The following is a 13378-nucleotide window of genomic DNA, read 5'->3' as shown; positions in this document are numbered from 1 at the left end:
TCCCATTCTTTGGTCGGCTTTCTACCACCGGTCTGCGGCACTGTTGCTTCCATTTTCATCACCTGATTGATAACCACAACCGAGCCAAGGGAGGCTCGGGGCGCAAGTCAATCTTTCGACATCGGGCTGTAACCCGCCTCGGAGATTGCATGCAGAAACTCATCGGGCGACGAGTCAGACACAACCTTCACCCGCTTTTGGTCAAGGTATAGGTGGACCATCGCGGATTGGTCCACGTCTTTTACCGCTTTCGTGATGAGGTCCGCGCAGTGACCACACGTCATGTCTTTCACTTCAAATTCCATTTCTTCTCTCCGTTCATGCTGAATGAATCCAGCATTGGCCTTCCCCCTACTGGAAGGTCAAGCGCGCCACCGCAGGCCACCGTCTCATGACCGCGTTGGGTCAATGGCGTTGCAGTCAGGTCATTCAGGATTGGGCATTCAGGTTGAGAATCGCCTCTGCAGTGCTTCGCCAGGTTCTCGAGGGTCTCTTTCATTTCAACGAGTTCGCGGATACGCAGCTCCAGCTCTCCGATATGCTCCAGGGCCAGGCGTTTGACCTCGCTACTCGGCCGGCCGTCCTGCCACAGCCCGAGCAAAAGGGTGATTTGGTTCATCGAAAAGCCGAGTCGGCGCGCTTGCTTGATGAACCGAAGCACCTGCACATCGTTGGGCGAATACACGCGGTAGTTGGACTGCGTGCGCTTCGCCGGCCGAATCAGTCCCGTTTCCTCATAGTGGCGAATCATCTTGGCCGACACGCCGGACGCCTTCGCCGCTTCACCAATGTTCATATTGAGCCCCTTTAGAGCACGGTCCGTACCGCACATTTTTCACTTTGGACCTTCCTACGATGGGAAGGTCAAGCGTGTGCGCCACCGCTCCAGGCGGCGGATAGTGCAAGCGGTTCTCGATGTGGGTTCATGCATCACACGCGGGCTGCCGTAGCTCGCGCCGCTGGCGGCGAATGCTGCCTTGACGTGAATCTGTTGCTTCGTTGTCAAGGCTCGGAGCCATAAAAAAAGGACCCGAACATGCGGTCGGGTCCTGTAAAAGATGGCCTTTGCCTGGGGAGTCAATCGAGGCTGGCTGAGCCCTCAATTGACCCTGCGGCGGTGACCATCGTGGACGTGAGAAACAAACGCTGCCGAACTGGCTACCAGGTGTCCGGCAGCGGGCTGGAGGCAAGCACGGCAGCAGCGACCAGCACGCCCGCCAGGACCAGCGACTCGACATGCAGGACAGCGGCGAAGCGTTTGAGGTGGCGTACCGGCGATGTCGATGACGCATTTGTCAAAGACGCCAATAGGCTGGGCATCTGAAAGAAGCGATTGTGCCCGCCGAGTGCGGCGGCAACGAGCACCAGCGCAAGTTTCAGAAGCAAAATCTGTCCATAAATCGAACCGACCAGGTTGCCTGCCGAATTGACGCCGCGCCACCCGTTGTACGCACCGGTAGCAAACAGCAAAATCAGCGCGAACGTGGCAGCGTCCGAGAGCGACTGAACGAACGCACCAATGTTCACATGCTCAGTTCCCTCCGCTTCGAACAAACGCGGCATCACAACGTAGGTCGCAACCAGCACAAGGCCCACCCACGTGCTGATAGCGAGCAGGTGCATCCAGTCCGCCCATACAGGCAGGCTGAAAAGGCCAGCGTCGACCGGATGGCCCCCATTGCTTCGAGCGAGGGCGACACCAGCCACCGCCAACCAGATGGCTAGCGGAAATCGAATCGACTTGCCCGTCTGCATGAACGAAAGGATGACCACGCACAGCATCAGTCCCTCGCCAACCGACCAGGCATGACCAAAGTCGGTCTCCACCAGCATCGAGCGGATTGCAGGCCCCGCCTCCAGCAGCGTGGAGTCGCTCATCAACGCGCAATGAATCCAGAATGCAAATGCGCTGGACATCAGTACGCCGACCGACGCAATACGTAGAGCGCGAACCAGCCGCCGGCTCACGCCTATCTGCCATGGTGAGGGTCGGCGCGCGAGCCACCGGTCACTGAGCAGCACGCCGACAACAACTGCAAAGCCGAGGTTCTGTAGAGCGACGAACGCGAGCCGCAGGATGCCGAGGAGACCGTCGTTCATCACTTCACCTGAAAGCCGTATGCACCCTTCGTCTTATGGGAATCATGTGTCATGACGGCCCACTGCACGGAGTAGGAACCCGACGACAGCTTCGGGACAGCAATGGTCAACACGCGCGGATTCGTGGCATCGACCTTGGCCTTTTCCTTGCTCACAGCGGTGCCGTTTGCGTCGGTTACTTTCACGGTGCTGAAGGCGGATTCCAGGTCCTCGTTGAACGTGAGTCGCAACGTGTCCGGTGCCCCGTCGACCGTGGCACCGGAGGCCGGGACGGCGCTCTCGAGCTTGCCGTGCGCGAACGCAGCAGCCGGCATGAATGCGATGACGGCTGTCGTAGCTAGTCCCATCAAGTGCTTGCGAGTGAATGTTTTCATGTTCTTGCGCATCCTGAATAGTCAAAGTAGGTGTTGCCTGCTTTTAATGGCAACACCCCGTGCACCATTACTGCTTCTGCAGCTTGGTTACCGTCGCGACGCCGTTCACTTCTTCGGCCACGAAATCAATCTTGTCGCCGACCTTGACCTGCGAAATCATTGCCGGGTCCTTCACCTTGAACACCATCGTCATGGCTTCCATGCCCAGATTCTCTATCGGGCCGGCTTTGATGGTCAGCTTCCCGGCTGCAGCGTCGACCTTCCTGATTTCCCCATGTGACATGGCGGCGTTTTCACCGGCGGGTTTGGCACTGCTGCTGCTCATGTCCATGTTGCCCATGTCGCCGGCCGCATAGGCCGATGCGGAGATTGCCAATGCACAGCTAACTGCAATCGATGCAAATACGTTCTTCATCACTCTTTCCCGTGCGTTAAATAAAAGTTGAGCCGGCTGCATGCCGGCCAGACAAAAATCAGCTCTCCGGTAGCTCACCGGTGTATTCGTAGGCGACCGTTCCTTTAGGGTGTTTGAACCAGCCCGGGTCGCGGTAGTCGTTGCGCCCCAGCCCCTCGCGAACCTTCACGACGCTAAACATGCCGCCCATTTCCAGCGGGCCAAAGGGGCCGGTGCCGGTCATCATCGGCAGCGTGTTATCGGGCAAGGGCATCTCCATCTCGCCCATTGCGCCACCCGTGCTGCCCATCGCCATGTAGTCCGGCACCAGCTTGTTGATACGCTTCGCGAGGTCCTTCTGCGGTACGCCAATGAAATTCGGTACCTGGTGTCCCATCGCGTTCATCGTGTGGTGCGACTTGTGGCAGTGAAACGCCCAGTCGCCGGGCCGGTTCGCCGTGAATTCGATGGCGCGCATCTGGCCGACCGCGACGTCGGATGTGACCTCCGGCCAGCGCGCGCCCTTCGGAATCCAGCCACCGTCCGTGCCAGCTATTTCGAAGGAGTAACCGTGCAGATGGATGGGGTGGTTGGTCATCGTGAGATTGCCGAAGCGGATACGCACGCGGTCGCCAGCACGGATGGGCAACGGGTCGATACCCGGAAACACGCGCGAATTCCATGTCCACATGTTGAAGTCGGTCATCTCATTGACGCGCGGCGTGAAACTGCCTGGGTCAATGTCGTACGCGGACATGATGAACACGAAGTCGCGGTCGACGGGCATCACCGTTGGGTCCTTCGGATGCACGATGAAGGTGCCCATCATTCCCATCGCCATCTGCACCATCTCGTCGGCGTGCGGGTGATACATGAAGGTGCCGTGTCTCTCGAGCTCGAATTCGTAGACGAACGTCTTTCCCGGAGGGATATGCGGTTGCGTGAGGCCGCCGACACCATCCATTCCCGACGGCAACAGCATCCCGTGCCAGTGGACGGTGGTGTGCTCGGGGAGCTTATTGGTCACGAAGATGCGGACCTTGTCGCCCTCCACTGCCTCGATGGTCGGCCCCGGCGCCTGGCCGTTGTAGCCCCAGAGATTCGCCTTCATGCCGGGTGCCATTTCACGTACCACGGGCTCTGCAGTCAGGTGGAATTCCTTCCAGCCGTTCTTCATGCGCCAGGGCAAGGACCAGCCGTTCAGCGTTGCAACGGGCGTATAGGGACGGCCATTCGGAGGCGCGAGCGGCGGTTGCATCGTGGCCTTGGCCATCGTGGGCGCCTCAGGCAGCGACGCAGCGCCAGCCTTGCTGACCAGTGCTGCTCCGAGCAGCGCCGCCCCGGAGCCACCAATAAAATCTCGACGTGACACCATTTCATTTACCTTCGGAATCTGTAGATGACGCCGGTTGCGTCGTCGGTACGGATGACGCGGAGACCATTGCGAGCGGCGGGAGACGGCCACCGAGCGCCTGTTGCAGGTCGGTCTCGGCGAGCCAGTAGTCCTTCAGCGCGTCGATATAGCCGTTCACCGCGCCGACCTGGTCGCGCGAATCAGCGAGCAGTTCGAACACGCTCGCGAGCATGCCGTTGTAGCGAAGCATGAGTTCGTCGGAAATGGTCTTGCGGATTGGTACGACCTCGTCGCGGTAGTGCTTTGCGACGTCGTAGTCGGTCACGTAGGCCGAGTACGACTCGCGAACTTCGGACCGTGCGTTAATCGCGGTCTCGGCGACGCGGTTGACCGACTGCATGTAAATTGCCTCGGCGCGTGCAACCTTCGAACCACCCCAGTTAAAGATGGGAATTTCGACGCCGATTTCGTAGCCCTGTTCGTGGCCGTCGGATGTCGTGAAATTGTTCTGATACCCGACGTCCAGCGCGTTGATGAAGCGCGTAGCCTTGCTGAGACCCAACGAGCTTGCGACGCTTTGCGTCTGCCGCTTCGCCGCCTGGATGTCCAGCCGGTTCTGCATCGCGAAGCTCTCAAGGTCCTTCAGCTCTGGACGGTCCTTAGGCAGGTCCGGCAGACGGTCGGGCAGCTTGTACTGCGTTCCCGCTCCCCACAGGCCCATCGTGCGGGTCAGCTTCTCCCGAGCAGCGACGGACTGCTGTCGCGTCCTTGCCAGTTGAGCAACGGCGTCCGCGTAGAAGGCCTGCTCACGCGCGTAGTCGAGCTTGCTGAAATTAGCCGCCTGCTGCATCCGCAATGCCAGTTCGGCGCCGGCCTCAGCCGAATCCTTTACCTGCTCCGCGTACGCGGCCGACTGCTGGGCTGCAACCGCGTTGACGTAGGCCCGCTGGGCGTCGGCCGCGACCTTGAGCATCGCATCTGCAGTCAGCAGCTTGGTCTGTTCAAAGCGGCTGCTCTCAATGCGCGTCGCCAACGGTATCGTCAGGACATTCAGCAGGCTGAGCGTAAAGGTTCTATTGATGCTCAGGGAGTCGTTCCCATGCGCACGACTGAATGTGAATCCCGGATTAGGCAGGCGTCCGGCCTGCACCAGGTCGGCCTCGGAGATGCCGAGTTCCCCGTATGAGGCCTGCAGTCCCCGATTGTTCAGCAACGCAATCTGCACGGCGTCATCCATGCTGAGCGGCTTTGAAAGCAGTTCCTGCGTCCGCTTTGAGACAGCGTCGCGGTCCTCATCCGTCTTCACCAGAACGGCGTCTTTCCCAAGACGTTCCGACGCGGTCGTCGAAACGGTATTGAAACCGCCGTCCTTCGAAAATGTCGTACAGCCGGCAAGGAACGCAACCGCAGCAGCGACAGCAATTACGCGGCCGCACGAAAAGAAATGCCGCATCATTTGGCCGACTCCTCTTGATGAGAGGTGGGGTCGTTACTCTTGGCACCGGCACCGCCGGACCGCATCTGGCTGTGGCTCATCCCCGGCATTCCGGGCGAGGTCGTCACTGCCCGGTTGAGCTCCAGCCAGCTGGGCGCTTTCTGGTCCCGGTATGGTTGATAGTCCGCAAAGACGGACGGCACGCTAACCGTCGGAACCGATGCAGCCGCATCCGTCGGGTCAGGCAATGGAGTAGTGGCGTGCACGAGCGTCGGCAACAATGCCGCCGCCCCGGCTAGCGCCGAGATAAACATTCGCATGGATTTTCTCGTCGTAAGTCACCTGGATAGCCGACGGGCCATCAGGTCGAAATTTCGCATCGCGGCTACGGCCGCGACAGAAGGACTAGACGAGGGAGATTCGGGGAGGACGTTCGATGCCGCCGGTCAGGAACGACGCGATGCGGTCGGAGCGGGGCATCGGAAGAGCAAAATGAACAGCGTCGGCGGATGTCACCACCGTGGGGGCGCCCGGCAAGGCGCCGCCGAAACAGCAGGATGCGCATGTCGAGCACGAATGTGCATGGTGCACATCGCCGCCATGGGGATGGCTGTCATGGTCGCTGCCAGCCACTGTCACATCATGCGTGTGATGGTGCGGGAGCGACTCATCAGCGTCTTCATGGTGCGCAGACGCGACTTCATTCCCGAAATGCGACGACCCGCATTTCATGGAGACGGCCGCGAACGACTGAACCGGAAGGCTCAGTATCAGCAGCACGACGACGAAGAGTTTGCGCCAATAGGACATGGTCCAGAAGTCTAGCATGCAGTTCAGGAAGGCTGTAAGACAGTGACCGTGTCAGTGTGTAACTGCGCTCTGGCGATTTCGCTCTCTGTTTTCCTGCCCCGCCTCTGACCTGCGACGACGACTCGCGAGCAGACGCGTCGCAGTACTTGACCTTCCCGCCATGGGAAGGTTCAAGCTTCGGATTCCGATTTGCTAATGGAGCAGAAAATGGAGTTCGAAGTCAAAGATATGTCATGCGGCGGGTGCGCAAACTCAATCACTCGCGCGGTCAACAGTGTTGACCCGGCAGCCAAACTGGACATCGATGTCACCACCAAAGTCGTGAAAATCGATTCGGCGCTGCCATCGGACCGACTGGTCGCCGTCATCGAAGAGGCAGGATTCCATCCCACGGTCAAAGGCTGACGACGCCTGATTGACGAAGCGACGCAGAAAGTCGTCGACACGATTGCTGTCGGCAAGGAACCCCATCACCTCATGGCGACGCCCGACAATCAGTCATTGATTGTCGGGAACTCGGTTGAAAGATGATGAAGGAGATGAGCGCCCCGCCATACGGTGGCAACACCGACAAGGAATTCGTGGCGCACATGATTCCCCATCATCAGGGCGCCATCGATATGGCGAAGGTGGAACTGAAGTACGGCAAGGACCCCGACATGAAGCGACTGGCCAAGAGCATCATCAAGGCACAAAATGAGGAAATTGCGTACATGAAGAAGTGGCAGGCCAAGCGCGCTGGCAAATGATGCTGCAATGCGCAGACAGACTGCTGACCTGCAGTGCGTGCAGCCGGTGACAGGCTGGAGTGGCAATGGACGACCGTGCTCGTCGCAAGGACAGACGTAAAACCCTGACGGAGCAAACGACGTCGGCGATGCGGGAGCGGCTCGAAGGTCGAGGCGCGCGGGTGTTCCTGCCATTTTTCGGCCCGGCGGTGGTCGTCTCAATCGCCTACATGGACCCGGGGAACTTCGCGACGAACATTCAGGCCGGCGCGAAGTACGGCTATACGCTCCTCTGGGTTGTGCTGCTGGCAAACCTGATAGCCATGCTGTTTCAGGCGCTCTCCGCAAAACTCGGGATAGTTACCGGGCGAAACCTCGCGGAGCTTTGCCGCGAACACTTCCCCAAGCCGCTCGTCCTTCTCATGTGGGGTGTGAGCGAGGTGGCCGCGATGGCAACGGATTTGGCCGAGTTTCTGGGCGGAGCAATCGGCCTGTCACTACTGTTCCACAGCCGTTGTTTGTCAGCATGGTGGTCACCGCTCTCGTGACCTATGCGCTTCTGTTGTTTGAGCGCGCGGGTTTCCGTCCACTCGAACTGGCAATTGGTGGACTGGTCGGCGTGATTGGCTTGTCATACCTGGCCGAGCTATTCATCGTACCGATTGCCTGGCCAGCAGTCTTCGTGCATACGTTCGCGCCGCACCTTCCGGATTCGGAAGCGCTCACTATTGCTGTCGGCATTATCGGCGCGACAGTCATGCCACATGCGCTGTTTCTCCATTCGGGGCTGACACAAAGTCGCGTGCTCCCTAAGACAGAAGCTGAACGCACCACGCTGCTCGCGTATTCGAACCTCGAGGTCGTCATCGCATTGGCCACCGCCGGTCTGATTAATATGGCCATGGTCATCATGGCTTCCGGCGCATTCCACGAGGGACACCCTGATGTCGCCGAAATCGAGACGGCATACCACACACTGGGACCGCTGCTGGGCATAGGCGCTGCAGGCATTTTTCTCCTTGCCTTAATCGCCTCCGGGATATCCAGTTCGGTCGTGGGCACGATGGCTGGCCAGATGATTATGCAGGGCTTCATTGGCTTTCGTATCCCGCTTTGGGTGCGAAGGGTCGTGACAATGGTGCCCAGTTTTGTCGTTGTTGGTTTCGGGGTGAACGCGACCAATGCGCTCGTCACCAGCCAGGTCGTGTTGAGTCTTGCCTTGCCGTTTCCGATGATGGCGCTGCTATGGTTTAGTTGTCGACAGGACATCATGGGAGTTCGCAAGAACCGCACGTTCACTACCATATTGGCCACGGTAGCAGCGACTGCGGTCCTGTCGCTCAACGCACTCTTGTTATTACAAACCTTTGACGTAGCGCTTCCGGACCTGTCGCTGCTACTAGCTGGTTGACGGACTCACTATTGGACTGAGAGCGCGACGATTTCTTCCTGGGTACGTCCAACACGCGCACGCAACGAGGCAACGACGCGCCATTCATTCCTCGGGTGACGCCAGCAGCGCCACCGCAACGCCATGACAATCCACCCTGGCCAGTACGGTTGCTCCGAGGCCTGCGCCCCAGTTGTCGTGAGCATCGAGCGCGATGGCCTCAAGGAAAACGACCGTGAGCGACCATGCCGGGTGACCAGCGAGCAGATGCAACAGTTGGACGTACGCATGCTCCATCGTGCGCTGTCAGCCTTGCTGCCATAATGGTTGGAAGTAACGCGCACGAAATCCGCCTACGACGTTTTCGAGCGCGAGGCGCCCGCCTGTCCGCCGTGCAATTTCCGAAACGATGGAAAGACCGAGTCCACTTCCTGATGCAATGGAGTGGTCCAGTCGGTAGAAAGGTTCCAGCACACGCTCGAGTTCCGCGTCCGGAACGCCGGGGCCCGAATCTGCAACTTCAAACACTACCTCGCTTCCTGCACGAACGACGGACACATCCACCTTGCCGCCGGCTGGTGTATATCGCACCGCGTTGTCGACCAGGTTTCTCAGCACCACCGTGAGTGACGATGCATCGACAACCACCTCCAGTTCATCGAAATGCTCGAACCCGAGGTCGATATCCTTCTCGCGAGCAAGGCCAATCGTGGCGTTGATGACCTCGGTTGCCACGGCGCGCAGTGATACCCTGGTCGGTTGCTCCAAAGCTCCCTGCTCAGACCTCGCCAATGTGAGCAGTTGTTCCACCAGCCTGTGGGTGCGGCGCAATCCTGACTGCAGTGCCATGAGCCGCTCACGGGCATCGGCCGACGTAATTGTTGTTCCCAGATTCCCCGCCTGCAGCGACAACGCCGCCAGCGGCGAACGCAATTCGTGTGCGGCGCTCGCGACAAACCGGCGCTGATGACTGATGGCCTCCCTCAATCGTGCAATCAGCCGGTTAATCGACCTGACAAACGGCAATGCTTCGCTGGTTATACCATCTTCAGGAAGCGGTTCAAGCGACATGTCGGTTTGGCGGTCCACCACGCTTGCAAGACGTGTGAGAGGAGCCAGCTTGGCTCTTACAATCACCACGATTACCATGAACAGCGCCGGTAACAGCAGGAGCATGGGTACGAGTGTTCTCATCGCGCCATCCTGCGCAATTTCGTCGCGCAATGCAGACGGTTCTGCAACGGCGACGCGCTCGCCGCTGTGGAGAGTCCGGATATTGACGCGCCAGCTTTGCCCGTTGCCATCCAGGTCGTGAAAGCCGTCAGTGATGGTCTTGGGAATCACGAGTCCGGCGGCCTGCGCGATGCCCGTCGTCGCGTCGCTCAACCTGTCGATTACCACTTTGACGTCCGCGTCCTGGGAGCTCTCAATCGATGGTCGAGACCCGCTGAACGCAAGCGCCCGACTATCAATCAACGCAGCGATTTCCTTCAGTTGCCCGTCCTGTAACTCCCTTGCTTCCTGGTAAGCGAACACGAACGACAGCCCACAGGCAATCACACCTACGCCCACAATTACGCAGCCAATCCACGCCGACAGTTGCGACGTCAGAGAGCGTGATTGTTTTCTTTGTCCACCAACCATCCCACACCTCGCACGTTGCGAATGACAGACGCACCCAGTTTCTTGCGGATGCCGTGAATCAGGACCTCCACGGCATTGCTATCGACCTGTTCCTGCCAGGCGTAAAGTTTCCGCTCCAGTTCGTTTCTCGACAGAACCGTCCCCGGCCTCATCAATAACGCGCTCAACAGGGCAAACTCCCGACTCGTCAGCCGGCATTCGGTGTTGCCGTACACCGCGAGGTGAGTAGCTGAGTCCAGCGTGAGATTTCCGCTGGTCATCCTGGTATCGCCATGGTCGCCGAGTCGTCGGGTCACCGCCCGAAGGCGTGCGAGTAGCTCGCCGATTTCGAATGGCTTCACAAGGTAGTCGTCGGCGCCTGCGTCCAGACCAACGATTCTGTCCTCAACGCTATCGCGCGCCGTGAGAATGATGACCGGAGCCTTGCTGCCTCCGGCCCGCAGCGACCGAAGCACGTCTATGCCATCGCGCTTCGGCAGGTTCAGGTCCAGAAGCACCACATCGTGCTCGCGTCCCAACAGCGCGCCCGTGGCTGACTCAGCGTCGTGAACCCAGTCAGCCGCATAGGCTGCGTCCCTCAACGCCTGGACGATTGCGTCGCCAATCATTTCATCGTCTTCTACGAGCAGAATTCTCATGCGTCTCACCGAGGTCGGAAGCAGGTGCTAAGTCAAAACTAAGTGTCGCGGACTAATATCCGAACGGCTTGTTCCAATCGGATATGCATCGTGAACCATGGCGCTTTCGATAGTAGGTTGCAAAGCAGGGATTCGGCAACTGGTCGACAGCACACCGGTACATCTGCGCACGCGCGAGTCGCCCGTCTCATGGTTCTAGCGCTCGCATTGGCGTTGCATGGATGTGTTTCCTATGCTCCCAGACCGCTTCCAGACGAGCCGCAATGGCCTGATGACGTTGCTGCACCGACTCCTGCGCTGACTGTGGACCAGGTCGTCCAGCAAGCGCTCGAGCATAGCCCGGATATCCGTCGTGGAGAGCGCGAACTCGATATCGCCACCGCCAGGCAGTACGCGGACGGCCTGCTGCCGGACCCAACACTCAGTTTCAGTACGGACCGTCCTGGCGCGGCAGGATTCGTCCCGGCGTTCATGGTGGGGCTCAGCTACGAAGTGTCCGCACTCGCTGACCGTCCGGCGAAGAAGCGAGCCGCAGCTGAGGCTCGTGATAAGCAGCGGCTCGCTTTGGAATGGACGAAATGGCAGGTCGCGAACCACGCGTATGCGCTTTATGTTCTGAACATAAGCCTCGAGCGTCTGGAGAGCGACGTCGAGAACCTCGTGGTCCATCAGAGGAGTGTCACTGAGCGAATGCAAAAGGCACTCGTGCGTACCGACGTGACACGTGACCTGGCCGTGCAGGCGGAAATCGTTTACCGCGACAGCGTCCAACAGTTAGGCACGCTGCGGCAGGAACATCTCAGGGCAGGACGGGAGCTCAATACACTGCTCCAACGACGCCCCGGTACGCACCTGACCCTTATGCCTCCACCCGAGCCATTCGACGTTCCGCAGGACATCCTCGTCAATGCGCTCTCAGACCTCGGGCAGCGTCGCCCCGATTTGCTGGCTCTGCGTGCCGGGTATGCCGAACAGGACGAACGCTATAGCGCAGCGCTCCTGGGTCAGTTCCCTCGGCTGGACATCGGAGTCACACGAGGTCGGGACACGACAGCCATCTACACGTCAGGGCTTACCGTTTCGGTGACGCTTCCCCTGTTCAACGGTAACCGGGGAAATATCGCAGTCGAGAAGGCTACTCGGGAAGCCCTCTATCAGGAATACGGCCAAAGGCTCGAAGATGCATACACGGCTGTCGACGGACTCAGCTCGGAGTTGAGCCTGCTTCGCGAACAGCTTCGCGAGGCAATCTCAGCAGAGGCGACGCTCGATGCGTCGGTGAAGCTGGCGCGAGTCGCCTACGGCGATGGTGATATGACGCTGCCGATACTGGCTGACCTTGAATCGCGGCTGCTGAATCAACGTATCGCGAGAACACAGCTCGCGAATTCTGTACTTCAACAGCAGGTCGAGCTTTGCACCTTGATTGGCGTGAGCGCGATTGACCACTAGCCGCTAAGCAAGGACCTTCAGTGAATTCGACCCGGTTGATTCTCCTTGCCGCAGTCATTGGTACTTGGTCCGTGCCGGGCTGTCGCGCGTTCGCCCAGGACATCGTGACGATGCCTGTCGTAGAGAAGCGCGTCGTAACGACATTCTCGGCGCCCGCACGCGTGCAGGCAGCATCCAACACCGTGCTCAGCGCGCCCACGGCAGGCGTCATCTCCGGCTTGCGCGTTCTCCCCGGTGAAACGGTGCGGAGTGGGCAAGCGATTGCGCATCTGACGGGGCCCACCGTATCAACTGACAGTGCGCGCCTTGCTGCCGACCTGAAGTCGGCCCAGATACGGGTGTCTGCGGCAACCCAGGCTGTCGCCATCGAACAGCAAAAGCTTGATGAGCAACTCAGCACGCGCGATGCCGTTATCCGCGTGCGCGCCGAACTCGATACTGCACGTCAGCAACTCATAGCGGCACAGTCGGCCTCGCGGAACTACGCGAGCCTCGCCGTGATTAGCGCGCCGGAGACGGGCGTGGTGACGGCGGTCAATGCGGCCGATGGTCAATACGCGAGTGCCGGCCAGGCGCTGGTAACTGTGGTCCCCGCGCGTGGTCTTCACGTAGTAGCGAATCTATATGGAAGTAATGCCTCGTCGGTTGCCGCCGGAAAAAAAGGGGTCTTCCTTGCCGAGGGTGCGAATGCGCACATCGACGTGGTCGTGGAGCACGTGTCGTGGAGCGTTACCACGCCCGGTCAACTTGAAGTCTGGCTCAATGCCGTAAAGGGAACCGCGCTTTTGCCGGGAGCGGTCGGCACAGTTTCTTTGACCATATCTGACGACAAACGGTTAGCCATTCCATCCACCGCGTTCATTCTCGACGCCGGCCAATGGTGGGTACTGGTGCGTGACAGGAGCGGTAACCGCCGACGCCAGGTGATTCCGGGTCTATCCGACGGTGGCTGGACGTCAATCAGGCAAGGACTCGCGCAAGGTGAGCGGGTCGTGACGCAAGACTCATATCTTCTCTTTCACCAGGACTTCGCGACGCGTTACCAGCACACCGACTGAC

14 protein-coding genes and 4 pseudogenes are annotated in these 13378 nt (G+C 59.5%); 7 read left to right on the top strand and 11 right to left on the bottom strand.

Annotation, left to right across the window (positions count from 1 at the left end):
• Nucleotides 1-107: 107 nt before the first annotated feature.
• The 8 genes and pseudogenes from P0D89_RS34670 to P0D89_RS34635 all read right to left on the bottom strand — a co-directional run bounded on the left by P0D89_RS34670 (nucleotide 108) and on the right by P0D89_RS34635 (nucleotide 5977).
• The gene (locus P0D89_RS34670; RefSeq protein WP_408361721.1) at nucleotides 108-305 is read right to left on the bottom strand and encodes a heavy-metal-associated domain-containing protein; all 198 of its coding nucleotides are present in this window, start codon (nucleotides 303-305) and stop codon (nucleotides 108-110) included.
• Between the two features lie 116 nt (nucleotides 306-421).
• Nucleotides 422-796 (bottom strand): annotated as a pseudogene (cueR, locus tag P0D89_RS34665) (Cu(I)-responsive transcriptional regulator); the annotation flags it as partial.
• 362 nt (nucleotides 797-1158) lie between these two features.
• Nucleotides 1159-2100 carry a CopD family protein gene (locus tag P0D89_RS34660; protein WP_408361785.1) on the bottom strand — a complete coding sequence of 314 codons (942 nt, stop codon included), beginning with the start codon at nucleotides 2098-2100 and terminating at the stop codon, nucleotides 1159-1161.
• Nucleotides 2100-2474: a copper homeostasis periplasmic binding protein CopC gene (gene copC / locus P0D89_RS34655; RefSeq protein ID WP_408361722.1), complete on the bottom strand. Its 375-nt coding sequence runs from the start codon at nucleotides 2472-2474 to the stop codon at nucleotides 2100-2102. Before copC ends, P0D89_RS34660 begins: the two co-directional genes overlap by 1 nt.
• A 67-nt stretch (nucleotides 2475-2541) precedes the next feature.
• Entirely contained in the window at nucleotides 2542-2889 is a 348-nt protein-coding gene (locus tag P0D89_RS34650; RefSeq protein ID WP_408376415.1) for a copper-binding protein, read from the bottom strand.
• Between the two features lie 58 nt (nucleotides 2890-2947).
• The gene (locus P0D89_RS34645; protein ID WP_408361723.1) at nucleotides 2948-4243 is read right to left on the bottom strand and encodes a multicopper oxidase domain-containing protein; all 1296 of its coding nucleotides are present in this window, start codon (nucleotides 4241-4243) and stop codon (nucleotides 2948-2950) included.
• A gap of 1 nt (nucleotide 4244) precedes the next feature.
• A complete protein-coding gene (locus P0D89_RS34640) occupies nucleotides 4245-5678 on the bottom strand; it encodes a TolC family protein (RefSeq protein WP_408377852.1) in 1434 nt (477 codons plus the stop codon).
• Entirely contained in the window at nucleotides 5675-5977 is a 303-nt protein-coding gene (locus tag P0D89_RS34635; protein WP_408361725.1) for a hypothetical protein, read from the bottom strand. The genes P0D89_RS34640 and P0D89_RS34635 overlap by 4 nt, the downstream gene beginning before the upstream one ends.
• Before the next feature lie 262 nt (nucleotides 5978-6239).
• Between P0D89_RS34635 and P0D89_RS34630 the strand changes: the two genes are divergently transcribed.
• The 5 genes and pseudogenes from P0D89_RS34630 (at nucleotide 6240) to P0D89_RS34610 (ending at nucleotide 8606) form a co-directional block, all read left to right on the top strand.
• Complete coding sequence (locus P0D89_RS34630; RefSeq protein WP_408361726.1) at nucleotides 6240-6482, top strand: hypothetical protein; 243 nt, start codon at nucleotides 6240-6242, stop codon at nucleotides 6480-6482.
• Between the two features lie 192 nt (nucleotides 6483-6674).
• Nucleotides 6675-6872 carry a heavy-metal-associated domain-containing protein gene (locus tag P0D89_RS34625; protein ID WP_408348672.1) on the top strand — a complete coding sequence of 66 codons (198 nt, stop codon included), beginning with the start codon at nucleotides 6675-6677 and terminating at the stop codon, nucleotides 6870-6872.
• Between the two features lie 6 nt (nucleotides 6873-6878).
• Nucleotides 6879-6989 (top strand): annotated as a pseudogene (locus P0D89_RS34620) (YncE family protein); the annotation flags it as partial.
• A gap of 2 nt (nucleotides 6990-6991) precedes the next feature.
• Nucleotides 6992-7216 (top strand): annotated as a pseudogene (gene copM / locus P0D89_RS34615) (CopM family metallochaperone); the annotation flags it as partial.
• Nucleotides 7217-7281: 65 nt separating this feature from the next.
• Nucleotides 7282-8606 (top strand): annotated as a pseudogene (locus P0D89_RS34610) (Nramp family divalent metal transporter).
• 84 nt (nucleotides 8607-8690) lie between these two features.
• On the opposite strand, the gene P0D89_RS34605 reads toward P0D89_RS34610, so the two are convergent.
• The 3 genes from P0D89_RS34605 to P0D89_RS34595 are packed head-to-tail and all read right to left on the bottom strand — an operon-like array spanning nucleotide 8691 to nucleotide 10867.
• Nucleotides 8691-8882, bottom strand: coding sequence for a hypothetical protein (locus tag P0D89_RS34605; protein WP_408361789.1), 192 nt, complete (start codon nucleotides 8880-8882; stop codon nucleotides 8691-8693).
• A 9-nt stretch (nucleotides 8883-8891) separates the two neighbouring features.
• Nucleotides 8892-10229: an ATP-binding protein gene (locus tag P0D89_RS34600; protein WP_408361727.1), complete on the bottom strand. Its 1338-nt coding sequence runs from the start codon at nucleotides 10227-10229 to the stop codon at nucleotides 8892-8894.
• Nucleotides 10193-10867: a response regulator gene (locus P0D89_RS34595; protein ID WP_408361728.1), complete on the bottom strand. Its 675-nt coding sequence runs from the start codon at nucleotides 10865-10867 to the stop codon at nucleotides 10193-10195. Before P0D89_RS34595 ends, P0D89_RS34600 begins: the two co-directional genes overlap by 37 nt.
• Nucleotides 10868-11170: 303 nt before the next feature.
• Here P0D89_RS34595 and P0D89_RS34590 point away from each other — a divergent pair, with 303 nt between their 5' ends.
• Together P0D89_RS34590 and P0D89_RS34585 are read left to right on the top strand one after the other, a co-directional pair.
• Nucleotides 11171-12319, top strand: coding sequence for a TolC family protein (locus P0D89_RS34590; protein WP_408361729.1), 1149 nt, complete (start codon nucleotides 11171-11173; stop codon nucleotides 12317-12319).
• Nucleotides 12320-12339: 20 nt separating this feature from the next.
• Entirely contained in the window at nucleotides 12340-13377 is a 1038-nt protein-coding gene (locus tag P0D89_RS34585) for an efflux RND transporter periplasmic adaptor subunit (RefSeq protein ID WP_408377851.1), read from the top strand.
• Nucleotide 13378: the final 1 nt, after the last annotated feature.

The sequence above is a fragment of the Paraburkholderia sp. RL18-085-BIA-A genome (genome assembly GCF_046027075.1).
GTDB lineage: Bacteria > Pseudomonadota > Gammaproteobacteria > Burkholderiales > Burkholderiaceae > Paraburkholderia.
Note: the sequence above shows the minus strand (reverse complement) of the source record. Positions and strands in the feature narration are given on the sequence as shown.